This window comes from Amycolatopsis sp. cmx-11-51 (assembly GCF_047608665.1).
Taxonomy (GTDB): Bacteria; Actinomycetota; Actinomycetes; order Mycobacteriales; family Pseudonocardiaceae; genus Amycolatopsis.
The window spans coordinates 671453-689686 of sequence record NZ_JADNQO010000001.1 but is presented as its reverse complement, the minus strand read 5'-3'; the positions used below and the strand labels follow the sequence as shown (position 1 = coordinate 689686).

At 69.0% G+C, this 18234-nt stretch carries 22 protein-coding genes; 15 read left to right on the top strand and 7 right to left on the bottom strand.

The window, feature by feature from the left end; genetic code table 11:
• Window positions 1-13: 13 nt before the first annotated feature.
• The 3 genes from ACM6LU_RS03415 to ACM6LU_RS03405 are packed head-to-tail and all read left to right on the top strand — an operon-like array spanning window position 14 to window position 1372.
• Complete coding sequence (locus ACM6LU_RS03415; protein WP_414936079.1) at window positions 14-559, top strand: hypothetical protein; 546 nt, start codon at window positions 14-16, stop codon at window positions 557-559.
• Window positions 556-1011: a hypothetical protein gene (locus ACM6LU_RS03410; RefSeq protein ID WP_414936078.1), complete on the top strand. Its 456-nt coding sequence runs from the start codon at window positions 556-558 to the stop codon at window positions 1009-1011. The genes ACM6LU_RS03415 and ACM6LU_RS03410 overlap by 4 nt, the downstream gene beginning before the upstream one ends.
• Window positions 989-1372, top strand: a complete 384-nt coding sequence (locus ACM6LU_RS03405) for a hypothetical protein (RefSeq protein ID WP_414936077.1) — start codon at window positions 989-991, stop codon at window positions 1370-1372. The genes ACM6LU_RS03410 and ACM6LU_RS03405 overlap by 23 nt, the downstream gene beginning before the upstream one ends.
• An 11-nt stretch (window positions 1373-1383) precedes the next feature.
• Here ACM6LU_RS03405 and ACM6LU_RS03400 read toward each other — a convergent pair whose 3' ends face one another.
• Entirely contained in the window at window positions 1384-1872 is a 489-nt protein-coding gene (locus ACM6LU_RS03400; protein ID WP_414936076.1) for a TspO/MBR family protein, read from the bottom strand.
• Window positions 1873-1992: 120 nt separating this feature from the next.
• Between ACM6LU_RS03400 and hemL the strand changes: the two genes are divergently transcribed.
• The 8 genes from hemL to ACM6LU_RS03360 all read left to right on the top strand — a co-directional run bounded on the left by hemL (window position 1993) and on the right by ACM6LU_RS03360 (window position 10430).
• Window positions 1993-3297 carry a glutamate-1-semialdehyde 2,1-aminomutase gene (hemL, locus tag ACM6LU_RS03395; protein ID WP_414936075.1) on the top strand — a complete coding sequence of 435 codons (1305 nt, stop codon included), beginning with the start codon at window positions 1993-1995 and terminating at the stop codon, window positions 3295-3297.
• Window positions 3294-3926, top strand: a complete 633-nt coding sequence (locus ACM6LU_RS03390) for a histidine phosphatase family protein (RefSeq protein WP_414936073.1) — start codon at window positions 3294-3296, stop codon at window positions 3924-3926. The genes hemL and ACM6LU_RS03390 overlap by 4 nt, the downstream gene beginning before the upstream one ends.
• Entirely contained in the window at window positions 3923-4504 is a 582-nt protein-coding gene (locus tag ACM6LU_RS03385; RefSeq protein WP_414936072.1) for a TlpA family protein disulfide reductase, read from the top strand. Before ACM6LU_RS03390 ends, ACM6LU_RS03385 begins: the two co-directional genes overlap by 4 nt.
• Window positions 4505-4684: 180 nt before the next feature.
• The gene (locus ACM6LU_RS03380; protein WP_414936071.1) at window positions 4685-5356 is read left to right on the top strand and encodes a rhomboid family intramembrane serine protease; all 672 of its coding nucleotides are present in this window, start codon (window positions 4685-4687) and stop codon (window positions 5354-5356) included.
• A gap of 260 nt (window positions 5357-5616) precedes the next feature.
• Window positions 5617-6402 (top strand): cytochrome c biogenesis CcdA family protein, encoded by a 786-nt coding sequence (locus tag ACM6LU_RS03375; RefSeq protein WP_414936070.1) that lies wholly within the window; start codon window positions 5617-5619, stop codon window positions 6400-6402.
• Window positions 6403-6476: 74 nt separating this feature from the next.
• Window positions 6477-7976 (top strand): cytochrome c biogenesis protein ResB, encoded by a 1500-nt coding sequence (locus ACM6LU_RS03370; protein ID WP_414937073.1) that lies wholly within the window; start codon window positions 6477-6479, stop codon window positions 7974-7976.
• A gap of 5 nt (window positions 7977-7981) precedes the next feature.
• Window positions 7982-8965: a c-type cytochrome biogenesis protein CcsB gene (gene ccsB, locus ACM6LU_RS03365; RefSeq protein WP_414936069.1), complete on the top strand. Its 984-nt coding sequence runs from the start codon at window positions 7982-7984 to the stop codon at window positions 8963-8965.
• Between the two features lie 79 nt (window positions 8966-9044).
• The gene (locus ACM6LU_RS03360; protein ID WP_414936068.1) at window positions 9045-10430 is read left to right on the top strand and encodes a MinD/ParA family ATP-binding protein; all 1386 of its coding nucleotides are present in this window, start codon (window positions 9045-9047) and stop codon (window positions 10428-10430) included.
• Here the strand turns inward: ACM6LU_RS03360 and ACM6LU_RS03355 are convergent.
• On the bottom strand, window positions 10427-10609 hold the full coding sequence (locus ACM6LU_RS03355; RefSeq protein ID WP_414936067.1) for a hypothetical protein: 183 nt from the start codon (window positions 10607-10609) through the stop codon (window positions 10427-10429). The two genes, ACM6LU_RS03360 and ACM6LU_RS03355, sit on opposite strands and share 4 nt — an antisense overlap.
• A 162-nt stretch (window positions 10610-10771) precedes the next feature.
• The gene (locus ACM6LU_RS03350) at window positions 10772-10984 is read right to left on the bottom strand and encodes a BldC family transcriptional regulator (protein ID WP_005151795.1); all 213 of its coding nucleotides are present in this window, start codon (window positions 10982-10984) and stop codon (window positions 10772-10774) included.
• Window positions 10985-11197: 213 nt separating this feature from the next.
• Here ACM6LU_RS03350 and ACM6LU_RS03345 point away from each other — a divergent pair, with 213 nt between their 5' ends.
• From ACM6LU_RS03345 to ACM6LU_RS03335, 3 genes are read left to right on the top strand one after another with little or no spacing between them, the layout of a single operon-like run.
• Complete coding sequence (locus tag ACM6LU_RS03345) at window positions 11198-11671, top strand: Lrp/AsnC family transcriptional regulator (protein WP_414936066.1); 474 nt, start codon at window positions 11198-11200, stop codon at window positions 11669-11671.
• An 11-nt stretch (window positions 11672-11682) separates the two neighbouring features.
• Window positions 11683-11976, top strand: a complete 294-nt coding sequence (locus ACM6LU_RS03340; protein ID WP_414936065.1) for a DUF4229 domain-containing protein — start codon at window positions 11683-11685, stop codon at window positions 11974-11976.
• The gene (locus ACM6LU_RS03335; RefSeq protein WP_414936064.1) at window positions 11973-13055 is read left to right on the top strand and encodes a PLP-dependent cysteine synthase family protein; all 1083 of its coding nucleotides are present in this window, start codon (window positions 11973-11975) and stop codon (window positions 13053-13055) included. The genes ACM6LU_RS03340 and ACM6LU_RS03335 overlap by 4 nt, the downstream gene beginning before the upstream one ends.
• Before the next feature lie 57 nt (window positions 13056-13112).
• Here the strand turns inward: ACM6LU_RS03335 and ACM6LU_RS03330 are convergent, their stop codons facing one another.
• The 4 genes from ACM6LU_RS03330 to ACM6LU_RS03315 form a co-directional block, all read right to left on the bottom strand.
• A complete protein-coding gene (locus tag ACM6LU_RS03330) occupies window positions 13113-13982 on the bottom strand; it encodes a 1,4-dihydroxy-2-naphthoate polyprenyltransferase (protein WP_414936063.1) in 870 nt (289 codons plus the stop codon).
• A gap of 93 nt (window positions 13983-14075) precedes the next feature.
• Entirely contained in the window at window positions 14076-14234 is a 159-nt protein-coding gene (locus ACM6LU_RS03325; protein WP_414936062.1) for a hypothetical protein, read from the bottom strand.
• A 63-nt stretch (window positions 14235-14297) separates the two neighbouring features.
• Entirely contained in the window at window positions 14298-15422 is a 1125-nt protein-coding gene (gene menE / locus ACM6LU_RS03320) for an o-succinylbenzoate--CoA ligase (RefSeq protein WP_414936061.1), read from the bottom strand.
• An 87-nt stretch (window positions 15423-15509) separates the two neighbouring features.
• Complete coding sequence (locus ACM6LU_RS03315) at window positions 15510-16433, bottom strand: 1,4-dihydroxy-2-naphthoyl-CoA synthase (RefSeq protein WP_414936060.1); 924 nt, start codon at window positions 16431-16433, stop codon at window positions 15510-15512.
• A 57-nt stretch (window positions 16434-16490) separates the two neighbouring features.
• On the opposite strand from ACM6LU_RS03315, the gene menD reads away from it, so the two are divergent.
• Window positions 16491-18167, top strand: a complete 1677-nt coding sequence (gene menD, locus ACM6LU_RS03310) for a 2-succinyl-5-enolpyruvyl-6-hydroxy-3-cyclohexene-1-carboxylic-acid synthase (protein ID WP_414936059.1) — start codon at window positions 16491-16493, stop codon at window positions 18165-18167.
• The last annotated feature ends 67 nt before the right edge of the window (window positions 18168-18234 follow it).

The following is an 18234-nucleotide window of genomic DNA, read 5'->3' as shown; positions in this document are numbered from 1 at the left end:
TAGGCTGCCGACCGTGAGCGACAGCAGAGCCGACGAAACGGACGACGAGCGCCGCAGGCGGGGGAGGGCACCCGACCCGATCCTCCCCGGCCAGGAGGCGCCGAAGCCCACCGTGCCGAAGCCGGTCGCCATCTCGTTCTGGCTGTGGATCACCACCGGTCTCTTCCTGTTGGCAGGGCCGGTCTACCTGCTGATCGGCAGGCAGACGGTGATCGACGAGTTCTCCCGGCAGAACGCCGAACAACGCGACCCCGCGCTGAAGGTCGATCCGGCGCGGATCGTCGACGGGGTCGACGGACTGATCCTGAACCTGTTCGTCGGGGCGATCACCTTCGCCTTGCTCTTCGCCCTATTCGCCTACAAGGCCAGGGAAGGAACGCGTTCGGCCCGGACGGTGCTGACCGTTCTCGCGGTCGTCCTGGCGCTCATCGGGCTCTTTTACCTCGCCGGCGCGATTTTCGTGGTCCTTGGCACGTTGCTGGCGGTGATCGCGCTGATCCTGATGTACCTGCCCAGCGTCGCGGGCTACTTCCCGAAGGCCGGGCGCGAGCTGCCATGACGCCCGAGCCGACTCTTTACGGCGAACCCGGCGTCGGCTGGACGGCGTTGCTGTGGGCACCGCTGTTCGCCCTCGCCGGGCTGCTCGCCGAACTGGCGACCGGTGGGCCGGTCCACTGGCTGGCGTGGATTCTGGTCGCGGCGGGACTGGTGCTGATCACCGTGCCGTGGGTGTACGCCCGCCGCCGGTACCTCTCGCTCGAAGTCACCGCCGACGGTTTCCGGCAGGGCAGGGAGACCCTGGAGGCGGCCCGGATCACCGAGGTCCTCGAAGACGACGAGGCGCCGGTCGGTTCGCGGGTACTCGGGGGCGGCTGGACGATCCCCAAGAAGCACGGAGAGGTCGGGTTGAAGCTCGACGACGGCTTCTTCGTCCGCGCCTGGGCCAAGGATCCGGACGCCCTTCGCGAGGCTCTCGAGGATTTGGTGCGTGCTCGCACCACAGAGTCATGAGAAGCTGCTCACTGTGATCGACCTTCCCCAGCCGACCGGGGCCGACCTGTGGCCATCGGAGGACACCCGGCCCTCGGCCCGGCTGCACAAACCCCTGCGCGCTCTGGTGGGAGCCGTCGAACTGATACTGGCCGCGCTCGCGGTGTGGGGTGCTTTCGCGTGCTGGAAGGCCGGTGTCGTCCCGGTCCTGATCAGCTACGGCGAAACGACGACCCTCGAATCGCAGCGCTACTTCGGTGGTCCGCTCGCCGGTGCCATCGGGCTGGGCGTCCTGGCCGCGATCCTGGTGGTGGACGCGATCCGCCAGTTCCTGCTCGCCGTCCGGGCCAAGGGACGCAAGCCGAAGGTACCCCAGTACTGAGAAACCCGAGCTCAGTTGAGCCAGACGACGGCGGCGTTGACCGCCGTCGAGAACAGCAGCCACAGCAGGTACGGCACGAGCAGCCAGGCCGCGAGCCGCGATCGGCGGACGAACTCCATCATCGTGATGGGTACGACGAAGTCCAGCACGACGACGTCGGCCAGTGCCAGGACATGCGCGCCGCCGGCGAAGAACAACGGCGTCCACAGCAGGGTCAGCAGCAGGCACACGCCGTAGAAGGCGAAGCCGCGCGTTTCGCCGTCGGTCCGCCAGTAGCACCAGCCCGCGACGGCGACCATGAGGAGCAGGGCCGACCACATCGGACCGTAAAGCCAGCCCGGTGGCGCCCATGACGGGCGGGCCAGCGCGGAGTGCGTCTCGGAGCGGGTGGCCACGGCCAGCGCGGCCACGCCGCCCACGATCGCCGCCATGGCGACGAACCCGGCCAGCGCCTGCCAGCGCAGGCGGCGGTGATGGCTCGGCGGCGGCACCGTGGACACGTTGATTCCTCCGCGAGGGTTCGACAGGAGTGCTCCCACCCTAGTGGGGCCGGTCACGCCGCGCCCGGAACCGCGAGGACTCGGCGAGGGGTGTCATCCGGGATTTGCGAGACTGGGGGCGTGACTACCGGAGTCGATCAGTCCAAGGCATGGTTCGAACGAGCGAAAGCCGTGGTCCCCGGCGGGGTGAACTCCCCGGTGCGGGCCTTCAACTCCGTCGGCGGCACCCCGCGGTTCATGGTGCGCGGCGAGGGTCCGTATCTCTGGGACGCCGACGACAACCGCTACGTCGATCTGGTCTCCTCGTGGGGGCCGATGATCCTCGGGCACGCGCATCCGGCCGTCGTCTCCGCCGTGCGCGAAGCCGCCGTCAACGGGCTGTCGTTCGGCACACCGACCCTCGGCGAGGTCGAACTTGCCGAGGAGATCATCGGGCGCGTCGAGCCGGTGGAGCAGGTCCGCCTGGTCAACTCCGGCACCGAGGCGACGATGAGCGCGATCCGGCTGGCCAGGGGGTTCACCGGCCGGGCGAAGATCATCAAGTTCGCGGGCTGCTACCACGGCCACGTCGACGCGCTGCTCGCCGAAGCGGGCTCCGGCGTCGCGACGCTCGGCCTCCCGACGTCGCCCGGCGTCACCGGCGCGCAGGCGGCCGACACGATCGTCCTGCCCTACAACGACCTCGACGCGGTCCGGAAGTCCTTTGTGGACAACCCCGGTTCGATCGCCGCGATCATCACCGAAGCCGCCGCGGGCAACATGGGCGCCATCGCCCCGGCCGACGGCTTCAACGCCGGGCTCAAGGAGCTCGCGCACGAGCACGGCGCACTGCTGATCATGGACGAGGTGATGACCGGGTTCCGCGTCTCGAAGGCGGGCTGGTTCGGCCTCGAAGGCGTCGCCGGTGATCTGTACACCTTCGGCAAGGTCATGTCCGGCGGGCTGCCCGCCGCGGCCTTCGGCGGCCGCGCCGACGTGATGGCGAAGCTGGCCCCGGGCGGGCCGGTGTACCAGGCGGGGACGCTGTCGGGGAACCCCGTCGCCGTCGCCGCCGGGCTCGCGACCCTGCGCGCGGCCGACGACGCCGTGTACGCGGCCCTCGACGCCAACGCGAAGCGGCTCGGCGACCTGTTCGACCGGTCACTGACCGAGGCCGGGGTCAAGCACTCCGTGCAGTACGCGGGCAACCTGGTCAGCGTGTTCTTCAGCGACGGCCCGGTGACGAACTATCCGGGCGCGCGAGCCTCGGAGACCTGGCGGTACCCGGCGTTCTTCCACGCACTGTTGGACAACGGCGTCTACGGGCCGCCGAGCGCGTACGAGGCTTGGTTCGTCAACGCGGCCATGGGCGACGCCGAATTCGAGATCATCTCCTCCGCGCTGCGCGTGGCCGCTCGCGCCGCGGCCGAGGCGGTCCAGGCGTGAGCGAGACGACGATCGTGCACCTGCTTCGCCACGGTGAGGTGCACAACCCGGACAAGATCCTGTACGGCCGCCTGTCCGGCTTCAAGCTCTCCGACCGCGGCCAGCGCCAGGCGCTGACAGTCGCCGAAGCCGTCGCGAAGCACGACATCACGCACGTCGTCGCTTCGCCGCTCCAGCGCGCGCAGGAGACCGCGGCGCCGATCGCCGCCGCGCACCGGCTCGACGTCGACACCGACGCCCGGCTCATCGAGGCGGACAACCAGTTCGAAGGCGAGCGCGTCGCCGTCGGCGATGGCGCCCTTCGCCAGCCGAAGCACTGGCCGAAGCTGGTCAACCCGTTCCGGCCGTCTTGGGGCGAGCCGTACGTCGAGATCGCGCACCGCATGCTCGGCGCGATCTACCGGGCGCGGCAGGCGGCCGAGGGTCACGAGGCGCTGTGCGTCTCGCACCAGCTGCCGATCTGGACCGTGCGCCGGTTCCTGGAGGCAAAGCGGCTCTGGCACGACCCGCGCGTCCGGCAATGCTCGCTCGCTTCGCTGACCAGCCTGGTCTTCGAGGGCGAGGAACTCGTGCGGATCGTCTACAGCGAGCCCGCCGGCACGACCGACCCGAAGGTGACCGGGGCATGAAGCGGACGCTGGCGGTCTTGGCGGTGCTGTTGCTCGTCGTCACGGGCTGCACGACCGGCAAGGACGCCGTCGTCACCGGCGGCAGCTTCAACTTCGTGTCGCCGGGCGGGAAGGTCGACATCACCTACGACGTCGCGGACCGCCAGCAGTCGCCGACGCTGTCCGGCGACGACCTCATGAACGAGGGCGAACAGCTCTCGATCGCCGACTTCCCCGGCAAGGTCGTCGTGCTGAACCTGTGGGGCCAGTGGTGCGGGCCGTGCCGCGTCGAGGCGCCCGAGATGCAGAAGGTCTACGACCGGACCAAGGCGTCCGGCGTCCAGGTGGTCGGCATCGACCTGCGCGACAACGACCGGACCCCGGCGCAGGACTTCATGCGGGACCGGAAGCTGACGTACCCGTCGATCTACGACCCGTCCGGGCGGACGCTGCTGCAGCTCTCGGGCTACCCGCGCAACATCATCCCGTCGACGATCGTGCTGGACAAACAGCACCGCGTCGCGGCGGTGTTCCTGCGGGACCTGCTGGCTTCGGACCTGCTGCCCGTCGTCGAACGCCTGGTCGCCGAACCCGCCTGACGCCATTTAGTCCTCTGGTTGCGGTCCTTGCACGCGCAACTACCGCAACCAGAGGACGAAACGCGGCTGGCCGAGGGGTGAACCGCCCGCCGAGTTCCGGCGCCCCCTCACTCCTGTCGTACGGGCTGGCTATCCTCCTCATTCCGCCGCGTGGAGCGGCTCTGAACTGGGGAGAAGGAAATGACGACTGCTTCAGACGTATCCAGATCCGGACAACGTGACGCCGAGGCCATGATCGCGGAGGCCAAGAAGGCGCTCTGGGTCATGGTCGGCGTGCTCGTGGTCCTCTGGCTGATCCAGATCTACAACGCGCTCGACGGCTACGAGCTCGCCCTCGAATACGGGACACGAGCGCGGGAGATCAGCTCGCTGCCGACCGTGCTCACCGCGCCGCTGATGCACGCCAGCTGGGGACACATCGAGTTCAACTCCGGGCCGCTGTTCATCTTCGGGTTCCTCGCGGCGTATCGCGGAGTGAAGAAGTTCCTCAGTGTCACTGTCCTGATCGCGGTGACGAGCGGCCTCGGCGCCTGGGCCCTGCACGACTCCGGCACCGTCGGCGTCGGCGCGAGCGGCCTGGTGATGGGCTACTTCGGGTACGTGCTCGTACGCGGGATCTTCGACCGGCACAAGATCGACATCGTGATCGGCCTGGTCATGGCGTTGTGCTTCGCGTACCAGTTCACGAACCTGTTCCCGCAGGACGCGGGGGTCAGCTGGCAGGCGCACCTCTTCGGGTTCCTCGGCGGCCTGGCAGGCGGCTGGGTGTTCCGTGACCGCCGTCCCAAGCCGGCGCCCGCCGCGTCCGCTTTCCCGACCATCTCGCTCACGCCGCCCGACACCCTCAAGTAGTCCTCTGGCTGCGGTAGATGCACGCGCAACTACCGCAACCAGAGGACGAAACGCGGGACGGACGCGTGTCCCGCTCTTTCTCCGCCCCTGCCCGACCGCAAGTAGTCCTCTACTTGCGGCAGGCACCGCGACGGGCGGGACGGACGGGACCAACGTCCTGATCGGGTGCGACGTAGGTCCCGTTGGGCAAGCCCCGGCGTTCTCACCTCGACCACACTGCCTACGCTCCTTTGCGTGAACGCTGTAACTCCTCGAGAGGCGTGGCCACGTTGGCGACGGGGGTAACCGAGCTGGCGCTCTCCGGGCCGCTGCTGCTCGCCGCGGGTGTCGCGCTGCTGGCCGGGACGATCTCCTTCGCGTCGCCCTGCGTCGTCCCGCTGGTGCCGGGGTATCTCGCGTACCTCGCGGCGCTGGTCGGCGCGGACGCCCCCGCGGTCAGCCCGGACGAGGAGCGCAAAAAGGGCCGTTACGCCGTTGTCGGCGCGGCGGCGCTGTTCGTGCTCGGGTTCACCGTCGTCTTCGTGGTGACGCTGGGGACGCTGGTGTGGATCGCCGACGTCGTCCAGCTCAACATGGACCTCCTCCAGCGCCTCGGCGGCGTGCTGACGATCGCGATGGCGCTGGTCTTCCTCGGCTGGATTCCGGGACTGCAGCGTGAGTTCCGTTCGCACCGCGTGCCGCGCGGCGGACTGTGGGGCGCGCCGGTGCTCGGCGCGGTGTTCGGGCTCGGCTGGACGCCGTGCATCGGGCCGACGCTGTCCGCGGTCACCACCCTGGCCAGCGCCACCGGCGGCGCCGCCGTCCGCGGTTACGCGCTGATCCTCGTGTACTGCCTCGGCCTCGGCGTCCCGTTCCTCCTCATCGCGGTCGGTGCCCGCTGGGCCGTCCGCGCGACGGACTGGCTGCGCCGCCACGGCCGTCAGGTGCAGGTCTTCGGCGGGGTCCTGCTGATGATCGTCGGCATCCTGTTGGTGACCGGGCTGTGGGGCGACATGATCGGCTGGATCCGGAACACCCTCGTGAACGACCTCAGGCTGCCCTTGTGACCACCGAATACCGCCAGACACCGCTGAAGCGGGTCCTCGCCTTCCTGCGCAACACCTGGCGCGGGTTGACGTCGATGCGCACCGCTCTGGTGCTGCTGTTCCTCCTCGCGCTCGCCGCGATGCCCGGCGCCCTGCTGCCGCAGCGGAACCTCAACGTCGCCAAGACCGACGAGTACATCGCCGCGCACGGCTGGTGGGGCGAACTGCTCGACCGCACGCAGTTCTTCGAGGTCTACGGCAGCGTCTGGTTCTCGGCGATCTACCTCCTGCTGATGGTCTCGCTCATCGGCTGCCTCGCGCCGCGCAGCCTCGACTACGCGAAGGCGATGCGCGCGAAGCCGGTGCTCACGCCGCGCAAGCTCACGCGGATGCCGCACCACCTGTCCACCACGACCGATCGGACTCCCGACGCGGTCATGAAGGACACGCACGCGCTGCTCAAGAGATGGCGCCGCGTAGAGCGCGAAGAGGCCGACGGCGTCCGGAGCATCTCCGCCGAACGCGGGTACCTCCGCGAGACCGGCAACCTCGTCTTCCACTTCGGCATGCTCGGCCTGATCGTCTTCTTCGCGCTGGGCAAGCTGTTCGGTTACGAAGGCCAGGTCATCGTCCAGGCCGACAACAGCCAGTGGTGCAACTCCGGGATCCTCGGTTACGACACCTTCAACGCCGGTCTCCGCGTCGACGGCACCGACCTGAACCCCTTCTGCATCCGCCTGAAGGACTTCGAGGCGCGCTACACCGACGCCGGGCAGGCGAACTACTACCACTCCACCATGGAGTACCAGTCCGGCGAAGACCTGCGGACCGGCGCGTGGAAGCCGTACGGGCTCGAGGTCAACTCGCCACTGCGCACCGCGGGCGACCGCGTCTACCTGCTGAACTTCGGCTACTCCCCGAAGTTCACGGTGACCTTCCCGGACGGCACCGTCCGCACCAACATCACGCCGTGGCGTCCCGCCGACGAGCCGACGAAGCTCTCCGAAGGCGCCACGAAGATCGACCAGCCCGGCATCACCGACCCGATCGAACGCCGCACCCGGCAGCTCGCGATCACCGGTCTGCTCGCCCCGACCGCGTTCATGCACGGCAACGTGCTGACGTCGTCGCGGCCCGAGGCGAAAAAGCCGGCCGTGGCCGTCGACATCTACCGCGGTGACCTCGGCCTCGACGCCGGCCGCGGCCAGTCGATCTTCCAGATCGACCAGTCGCTCGTCGAGGACGGCAGGCTCAAGAAGCTCACCCGGCAGAATCTGGACCAGGGCCAGGAGACCGTGCTGGACGACGGCACGAAGGTCCGCTTCGACGGCGTGCAGGAATGGGTGGCCATCCAGGTCTCGCACGACCCGGTGCAGGGCTGGGTGCTGGTCTGCGCGGTCGCGATGCTGATCGGGCTGGCGGGATCGTTGCTGGTCAAGCGGCGCCGCGTGTGGATCCGGGTGACCCCGGCGCGCGACGGCGGGACAGGTACCGTGATCGAGGTCGCCGGGCTGGCGCGCACCGATCAAGCGGGCTACGGCGAAGAGTTCCAGCGAATCAGCGACAAGCTGGTCCAGGGGCAGAGAGGCAACTAGAGGTCATGCCGATCATCAACGAGACGCTGTCCCAGTACAGCGACTACTCCTATACCACCGCGACGGCGATCTACGTCATCGCGTTGATGTTCGCCCTCATCGAGCAGGGTTTCGGCGCGAAGGGCCGCCTCGCGGCGGAGCGCAGCATCCAGCGTTCCCGTGACCTGGTCGGCGCGGGTGGTCCGCCGTCGACGCCGCCGGCTTACGGGACGCCCATCGAGCCCCCGCGCGAGATCGGCCGCCCCGAGCGCATCGGCCGCATGGGCACCGCGCTGCTGGTGCTGGCCGCGCTGCTCCACCTGGCCGCGATCGTGCTGCGCGGGCTCGCCGTGCACCGCGCGCCGTGGGGCAACCTCTACGAATACGGCATGGCCACGACCTTCGTCGCCGTCGTGACCTGGCTCGTCATCATGCGGAAGTTCCCGGTCCGCCACCTCACCGGCTTCCTGCTGCTGCCGGTCGTGATCCTGATGTTCGTCAACGGCACCATGCTGTACACGACGGCCGCGCCGGTGCAGCCCGCGCTCCAGTCCTACTGGGTGATCATCCACGTTTCCGCGGCGATCATCGGTTCGGGTGTCTTCCTGGTGCCGGGTGTCGCGAGCGTCCTGTACCTCTTCCGCGCCGCCCACGACGACGACCCGGCGAAGTTCGCCAAGTTCGGCTCGAAGCTGCCCGCCGCGGACGTGCTCGACCGCATCGCCTACCGCACCACCATCTTCGCCTTCCCGGTCTTCACCTTCGGCGTGCTCTGCGGCGCGGTGTGGGCCGAGGCGGCGTGGGGCCGGTTCTGGGGCTGGGACCCCAAGGAGACCGTCGCTTTCGTGGCGTGGGTGGTCTACGCGGCATACCTGCACTCCCGTGCCACCGCGGGCTGGCGCGGGAAGCGGGCCGCGATCATCAACATCGTCGGATTCTCCGCGACGATCTTCAACATGTTCTTCGTGAATCTGGTGACGTCGGGTCTGCACTCCTACGCCGGGGGCTGACCGTCGCCGCTGCACGCGAGCCGACTACCGTCAATACTGAGGTAACGGGGGAAGACGTGCGCGGAGGAGGAATTCAGCGGTGACCGGACCCAGCGAAGAATCGGCTCCTGGCCACCCCGAACCCACCGAGGAAGTCCAGCCTTCGGAGTTGTTCTCCGAGGACAGGACGGACTCGGCGCCGCATCCGGCCGCGGGTTTCGAGGCGGAACCGACGCAGGTCGTCCAGCCGCAGTACCCACCGCAGGTCCAGCAAGCCCAGCAGGTCCAGTACGCGCAGCAGCCCGCTCCGCAGCAGCCGCTGCCACAACAGCCCGCGCAGCCGCTGCCGCAGCCGTCGCACGGGCAGTACCAGCAGCCCTACGACCAGAACCTGCCCCCGCTGCACCCTCAGCAACAGCCGCCGCAACCCCAGCAGGCGCCTCAGCAGGCCGCCCAGTACCCGCCTCAGCAGCAGTACGCACCGCCGCAGCAGGCTGTCCAGCAGCCTGCGGTTCCGGGGCTGCCGCAACCGCAGGGCAGGCACGCGCTCCCTGACGAACTCGCCACGGCGAGCCTGGTCAAGCCGCAGAAGCGCAAGCCGCAGTCGGGCTGGCGCAAGGCGCTGTACGTGGGCACGGGGAAGCTCCTCAACCCAGGGGAGAGCCCGGCGGACACCCGCAAGCGTGAACTGATCGCACAGATCAACCAGCCGCTGCGCGGGTGCTACAAGATCGCGATGCTGAGCCTCAAGGGCGGCGTCGGCAAGACCACCACGACCACCACGCTCGGCTCGACGTTCGCGTCGCTGCGCGGTGACCGGGTCGTCGCCGTCGACGCGAACCCGGACCGCGGGACGCTGTCGCAGAAGATTCCGATCGAGACCACCGCGACCGTCCGGCACCTGCTGCGGGACGCGGACAAGATCACCAGGTACAGCGACGTCCGTTCGTACACCTCGCAGGGCGGAAGCAGGCTGGAGATCCTCGCCAGCGAGCAGGACCCGGCGGTTTCCGAGGCGTTCTCCGAGGACGACTACCGGCGCACGGTCGACCTGCTGGAGCACTTCTACAACATCGTGCTCACCGACTGCGGGACCGGTTTGATGCACTCGGCGATGAAGGGCGTCCTGGACGTCGCGGACGCGCTGGTGGTGGTCTCTTCAGGCTCCGTGGACGGGGCACGCAGTGCTTCGGCCACACTCGACTGGCTGGAGGCACACGGCTACGGTGACCTGGTCAAACGCTCCGTCGCGGTGATCAACTCGGTGCGGCCGAAGGGCGGCTCCGTCGACCTCGACAAGCTCTCCGCGCACTTCGGCGCGCGGGTTCGGTCGGTCTGCCGCATCCCGTTCGATCCGCACCTGGAAGAGGGCGCCGAGATCGAACTGGACCGGCTCGACGCGGACACCCGGCTCGCGTTGCTGGAACTGGCCGCCACCGTCGCCGACGGCTTCGGAGGCCAGCAGTACCGCCAGGTCCAGCCCTAGTCTTTGTCTTCCTCTTTACCTTTGCGCTGCTGCTCACCGAGCTTGCGCAGGAAGTCGGGGTCGTCGTCCGGGGCCAAGGTCGGCCGCGTCGAGGGCACCCCGACACGCTCGATCCCGAACGCGCGCCACAAGACAACGGCGACGGTGAGCGCTCCGATGGCCGCGAGCAAATAGATCATGCTCGGTCCCTTTCCGCGTGGAGGACGTTGCTCAGTCCCACGAGGCTAGCCTCTTTGCCGCGTGCGGGGGGACTCATGGATACCCCAATGTGACGAAGGGTCGCTTTGCGCCCTTCGTCACTGGAGTCTTATTTCAAGGGCTTGTGCCTTGAAAGCGCGAGGTCAGACCTTGCGGGCGGGCTCGCTGGCGTCGGTGGTGAGTTCGGCGAGGAGCTCGTTCACTTCGGCCTCACGGAACCGGCGGTGCCCACCGGGAGTGCGGATCGAGCCGATCCGGCCCGCGGTCGCCCAGCGGGTCACGGTCTTGGGGTCAACCCGGAACAGGGCCGCCACTTCGCCGGGGGTGAGCAACCTTCCGCCCATCGTCGCGGTCATTTTCCGCCTCCTTCACAGCTCCACTGCTAACCGGAAGCCGTCGTGCCGGGTAGCCAACACGGCAATCGTTGCATCTCACCCGTCAGGTACTCGAACGGTTGTCCAACAGTAAAGAGCCCTTAAAGGTCAAAACCGACAACCGCGACATTGTCACGGATGTACGAAAACGCGCCCTGGTCCTGCGAATCGGGCCGTGGCACCTAAGGTGTAGCGGTGGACCAGGTGGATCGGAAGATCATCGCGGCATTGCGTGAGAATGGCAGGGCTACCTACGCCGACCTCGGCCGGTCTGTCGGGCTCTCGGCCTCATCGGTGCACGAGCGGGTCGGCAAACTCGAGGCCGCCGGCGTGATCACCGGCTACCACGCCATGGTCGATCCGAGCACGGTCGGACTCGGGGTGACGGCGCTGGTCGGCATCCACCCCACCGACACAGCGAGCGACGAGGACGTCGCGGCCGCGCTCGGGGCGCTCGACGAGGTCGAAAGCTGCTACGCCGTCGCGGGTGACGAGGCGTTCGTCGTCAAGGTGCGGGTGGCGACCGTCGACAACCTGGAGGCGACGCTCAACCGCCTGCGGCGCATCCCCGGCGTCGGCCGGACGAACACCACCGTCGTGCTCTCGACCCGGTTCGAAGGACGGCCCAACAGCGCGGGCCTGGAGGACGGCCGCAACGGCAACGCGTAGCCTGCGTTGATGTGAGCGACAATCCGGAAACCGCCGATCACCTCGCCCGTGACCTGACGCTGTACGTGCTGGCCAGGTTCTTCCTGGTCGGGGTCATCGGTGGCGGGTTGCTGCTGGCCAACGTCCCGCTGCTGGTCGCGATGCTGATCGGCCTGGTCGTGGGGCTGCCGCTGGGCCTGCTGCTGTTCCGCTCGCTGAACGCGCGCGTGACCGCCGGGCTCGCCCGCCGCAACGAAAAGCGCGCTCGCGCTCGTGCCGAACTGCGCTCCCAGCTGCGCGGCGACCGGGTGGACGGGACAGCGTGAGCCGGCTGCACAGCCGGAGCTGGGTCCGCGAAGCCGTCCGCATCATCGAGGCCGACGCGAACCGCAGCGCGGACACACACCTGCACGTCTTCCCGCTGCCCGCGGACTGGGGCATCGATCTTTACCTGAAGGACGAGTCCGTCCATCCAACCGGCTCGCTCAAGCACCGGCTCGCGCGTTCACTGTTCCTGTACGGCCTGGTGAACGGCCAGATCGGGCAGAACACCGTGCTCGTCGAGGCTTCCAGTGGTTCGACGGCGGTATCGGAGGCGTACTTCGCGCGGATGCTCGGACTGCGGTTCATCACCGTGGTGCCGCGGAGCACTTCGCCGGAGAAGATCGCGCTCATCGAGTTCTATGGCGGCGAGTGTCACTACGTGGACCGCGCGCCGGACATGTACCCGGAGGCCGAGCGGCTCGCTTCGGAGTGCAACGGCCACTACCTCGACCAGTTCACCTACGCCGAGCGCGCGACGGATTGGCGCGGGAACAACAACATCGCCGAATCGGTATACGCGCAGATGCAGTCCGAGCGGCACCCCGTGCCGACCTGGATCGTGGTCGGCGCCGGGACCGGCGGCACGAGCGCGACCTTCGGCCGCTACGTGCGCTACAAGCGCCACACCACGAAGATCGCCGTCGTCGATCCGGAGAACTCTTCGTTCTTCGGCGCCTGGGAGACCGGCGCGCTCGACTACGCGACCGGCATGCCGTCGCGGATCGAGGGAATCGGGCGGCCACGCGTCGAGCCGTCGTTCGTGCCCGGCGTGATCGACGAGATGCTGCAGGTGCCGGACGCCGGTTCGCTGGCGGCCATCCGGCTGCTGCGTGAACGCACCGGGCACTGGGCGGGCGGCTCGACCGGGACGAACCTCTTCGGCGCGTTCACGCTGATCTCGCGGATGATCTCGGAGGGCCAGGCGGGCAGCGTCGTCACGCTGCTGTGCGACGGCGGCGAGCGGTACGCCAACACGTACTACAACGACGAGTGGCTGGCGCGGAAGAACATCGACATCGCGCCGTACCAGGAGATGTACCAGGAGTTCCTGATGAGCGGGAAGTTCCTGCCGCAGCTGTAGCGGGCCTCGTGAGTGGTAAAAAACGGTTCTTCACGGACCCCTACCACTCACGAGACGCTAAAGGGCCAGTGCGACCGCGGTCAGGATCGCCCACCCCAGCATCGCGAGGCCGGTGTCCCGCAGTGCCGGGATCAGCGCCCGCCCCTGCGCGCCACCGCCCACGGCCTTGACCGATTTCACCAGCAGCGGCGCGGTCAGCAGGCCGAGCAGCGCCCACGGCGTCACGAACGAGAGCAGCACGCTGACGACGTACGGCACCGCGATCAGCGCCAGGTAGAGCCGACGGGTGCCCTTGTCGCCGAGCCGGGTGGCAAGCGTGCGCTTGCCGGACTCGATGTCGGTCGGGATGTCGCGGAGGTTGTTGGCGGTCAGGACGCCGGTCGAGAACGCGCCGACGGCGACCGCGCAGCCGAGCGCCGTCCAGCTGAGCCGTCCGGTTTGGACGTACACCGTGCCCAGCACGCCGGCCAGCCCGAAGAAGACGAAGACCGCGATCTCGCCGAAACCGTAGTAGCCGTAAGGCTTCTTGCCGCCGGTGTAGAACCAGGCGCCGAGGATGCAGACCGCGCCCATCGCCAGCAGCCACCACAGCCCGCTGATCGCGACGAGTACGAGCCCGAGGACCCCGGCGAGCCCGAGGGCCACGAGGGCGGCCGCCAGTACGGCCTTCGGCTTCGCGACACCGGAGCCGACCAGGCGCAGCGGGCCGACGCGGTTCTCGTCGGTGCCGCGGATGCCGTCGGAGTAGTCGTTGGCGTAGTTGACGCCGACGATCAGGGCGAGCGAAACCAGCAGCGCGAGGACCGAACGGGGCCAGGAGAAGCCTTCGAGCGCGACCGCCGCGCCGACTCCGGCGACCACCGGCGCCACCGCGTTGGGCAGCGTCCGCGGGCGTGCCCCTTCGATCCATTCACCAGCAGTCGCCATGCCGCCATTCTGGCCCTGGCGACTACCGACCGGTATGCGGGGCTCGTCACCTGCTCGCGGTGCCGAGCCACCGCGAACACGGGACGGGCCGTGCTATTTCAGATCCTTGACGGTGCCTTCGAGTGTCCAGGTGAGCGTGCCGCTGTTCGGAACGGCGGTTTCCGGGTCGTCCGCCAGCGCGGGCCCGGCCAAAGCGACCAGACCCATCGTGACGGCGGTGCAGGCCAATACTGTGCGTGTCCAGCGCGTCATGCCTTAGACGTAAACCCGCGGGTAATGTTCATGTCAACAACGTCCCAGTGATCGGTGGGGAATTCACGACCTTCGTAGGAGATTCCGGACGGCCGTCCTGTCGACCTTTCCGGGGCCTCGCAGCGGCAGTTCGTCGGTGAATTCGACCCGCTTCGGAGCGGCCGCCGCCCCGGCCTCGTCGCGGCACGCCGCGCGCAGGGAGTCGACGTCGCAACCAGCGCCGACGACGAGTGCGACGACCGCTTCGCCCCACTCGGGATCAGGCACTCCGACCACGCACGCGTCGCGGATTCCGGGCTGCGCGGTCAAGATCTTTTCGACCGCCGCCGCGGCCACCTTCACCCCGCCGGTGTTGATCATGTCGTCGATCCGCCCGAGGATCTCCCAACGTCCATCGGGCGACAGCCTGCCGCGGTCGGAAGTGCGGAACCGGCCTCCCTCGAAGGACTCGGAGGTCAGGTCAGGTCGCAGTCGGTAGCCGTGGGCGAGCACCTCACCCGTGATGCAGACCCGCTCGTCCTCGAGTTCGACGTGTACTCCATCCAGCGGTACGCCGTCGTAAACGCAACCGCTCGCGGTCTCGCTCATGCCGTACGCGGGGACGATGTTCACGCCCGCTTCGGCCGCGCGCTCCCGTAGTTCGGTGGTCGTCGCCGCGGCGCCGACGATGATCGCGTCGAACGCGCGAGCCGCCGCCAGCCCCGGCCCGCCCGCGTCGAGCAGCCGCCCCAGCTGGGTCGGGACGAGCGCGGTGTAGCGCGGCCCGTCCACCGCGAGGAGGGGCGCGGCGGCTTCGGCGAAGTCGTCCGGCCGGAAACCGGAGGCGTGCAGCACCGACGGAGCCGTCCCGGCCAGCAGGGAGCGGACCAGCACCTGCAGCCCGCCGATGTACTGCGCCGGGGTCGCGAGCAACCAGCGTCCCGGTCCGCCGAGCCGCTCGTGGGTCGCGCGGGCCGACGCGGCCAGCGCCGAGGCCGAGAGCAGGACGCCCTTGGGTTCGCCGGTGGATCCCGAGGTGGCGATGATCACCGCGGTCCCTGGTTCGGCCGGGCGCGCCGGCTCCATCGCGTCCCGCAGGGCCTCCGACGCGTAGGGGAGGACCGCCGGACCACCACCGAGCGCCTCGTCCAATGCCGAGGTCAGCTCGGTGATCGACGCCGGACTCCCGTCCACCCCTACCGCACGCATCCCGCCAGCCTATGCCCGCAATTCGTCCTCTAGTTGCGGTGGTTCGTGTTGCCAACTACCGCAACTAGAGGACGAAACGCGAGGGGGTCAGTAGTAGTACGGGAAGGCCGACCAGTCGGGGTCTCGCTTCTCAAGGAAGGAGTCGCGGCCTTCGACGGCCTCGTCCTGCATGTAAGCCAGCCGGGTGGTCTCACCGGCGAAGAGCTGCTGGCCGACCAGACCGTCGTCGGTGAGGTTGAACGCGTACTTCAGCATCCGCTGCGCCGTCGGCGACTTGCCGTTGATCGTCCATGCCCAGTCCAGCGCCTCGGTCTCGAGGTCCGCGTGCGGGACGGCGGAGTTGACCGCGCCCATCGCCCGCATCTGCTCGGCCGTGTACTCGCGGCCGAGGAAGAAGATCTCCCGCGCGAACTTCTGCCCGACCTGCTTGGCGAGGTACGCCGAGCCGTAGCCGCCGTCGAAGGAGCCGACGTCGGCGTCGGTCTGCTTGAACCGCGCGTGCTCGGCCGAGGCGAGCGTGAGGTCGCACACCACGTGCAGTGAGTGCCCGCCACCGGCGGCCCACCCCGGTACCACCGCGATGACCACTTTCGGCATGAACCGGATCAGCCGTTGGACCTCGAGAATGTGCAGCCGTCCGGCCCTCGCTGGATCGACCGTGTCGGAGGTCTCCCCATCCGCGTACTGATACCCGGAGCGTCCGCGAATACGCTGGTCACCACCGGAACAAAACGCCCAGCCGCCGTCCTTCGGCGACGGGCCGTTGCCGGTGAGCAGGACGCAGCCGACGTCCGAGCTCATCCGTGCGTGGTCGAGCGCGCGGTACAGCTCGTCGACGGTGTGCGGCCGGAAGGCGTTGCGGACCTCAGGACGGTCGAACGCGATACGCACGACACGTTTGCCTGAGCGGCTCTCAGCGGAGCGGTGATAGGTGATGTCGGTGAAGTCGAAACCTTCGACTTCCGTCCACAAGGCGGGGTCGAACAGCTCGGAAACCTGGGCGTCATCCACGTTTGGGAGAATAGGACGTGTGGCCGTGAGTCGTAGTGTGAAACCCGAGGTCTGCCGGTGAATCCTTCCACCGCGCAGGCCAGGGTCATCGTCGACGAACTCGTTCGCAACACCGTCTCGCACGTCGTCCTCTGCCCGGGTTCACGCAACGCGCCGCTGTCGATCGCGCTCTACGACGCGGCGGCGGCCGGGCGCCTTCAGCTGCACGTCCGGATCGACGAACGCGGCGCGGGCTTCCTCGCCCTCGGTATCGCCGCGCGGACCGGCCGTCCCGTCGCCGTGCTGTGCACCTCGGGCACCGCGGCCGCGAACTTCCACCCCGCCGTGCTGGAGGCCGACCGCGCCGGTGTCCCGCTGATCGTGCTCACCGCGGACCGTCCGCCCGAGCTGCGGGCCGCCGGTGCGAGCCAGGTCATCGACCAGCACCAGCTCTACGGCAACGCCATCCGCTACTTCGACGAGCTCGCCGTCGCCGAACGCCGTGCCGGGCAGAACTCGTACTGGCGCGGCCAGATCTGCCGCGTCTGGAACGCCGCGTACGGCGAATGGCGCTGTGGACCGGTGCACCTGAACATCCCGTTCCGCGAGCCGCTCGTGCCGGACATCGACGACGACGGTGAGTGGTACGAGTCACTCGAAGGGCGGCCCGACGGCGCCCGGTGGACCGAGCTGCCCGACTTCGGCGCGCTTCCCTCGTTCGTGGTGCCTTCGGCCCGTTCCGGCCTGGTCATCGCGTGCGACACCGGCGTGCAAGCCGCGAGCGAATGGGCGGAGCTGCACGGCTGGCCGGTGGTCTCCGAGACCGGCGGTATCGGGCTGGCCGGCGCGACGGCGATCTCGTCCGGCGCGTGGCTGCTCGGCGTCGAGGAGTTCATCTCGCGGCACAAGCCCGAGCAGGTGCTCTGCATCGGCCGTCCGACGGTGTTCCGGCAGGTCCAGCGGGTTCTGTCCGATCCCGACGTCGAGGTGCTGCTGGTCCGGCCCGATTCGGACTGGCCCGCGCCCGCGCACAACGTCCGGCAGGTCGGGCAGTGGTTCGACGAGCCGACCAAACCGGCCGATCCGGAGTGGCTCGCCAGCTGGCAGCGCGCGGACAAGGCGGCGTCGTCGGCGGTGGCCGAGGCGCTGGCCGTCGAACCGTGGCCGAGCGGGCTGCGGCTGGCCCGCGAACTGATCGACGCGATGCCGGAGGGGTCGCTGCTGGTCGTCGGCTCGTCCAACCCGACCCGCGACGTCGCGCTCGCCGGGCGGCTGCGGCCCGACGTCCTCGTGCACCGCAACCGCGGTGTCGCCGGGATCGACGGCATGGTCTCGACCGCGATCGGCGCCGCGACCGTCCACAGGGGACATTCGTACGCCCTGCTGGGCGACCTCACGTTCCTGCACGACGCGAGCGGCCTGCTGACCGGGCCGGCCGAGCAGCGTCCAGACCTGACGATCGTGGTGCTCAACGACGACGGCGGGGGCATCTTCTCCCTCCTGGAGCAGGGCGCGCCCGAGCACAACGCCAGCTTCGAGCGCGTTTTCGGCACGCCGCACGGCGCCGATCTCGGCGCGCTTTGCGCGGGCTACCGCGTCCCGCACGTCGTCGCCGAGACGCTCACCGAGTTCCGCGCCGCGCTGAAGCCCGCGCCCGGTCTGCGGGTGGTGGAGGTCCGAGTGGACCGAACGCGCCACCGCGAGCTGCACGCACGCCTCCGTACGGCGGTTTCGTCGGCCGTGCGCGCTGTTTGAATCGGCCTGCGCGCGCAGCGTGTCCGTTGAGGATGGCGGCGGGGGCATGGACGGAGACTTCCGTCTC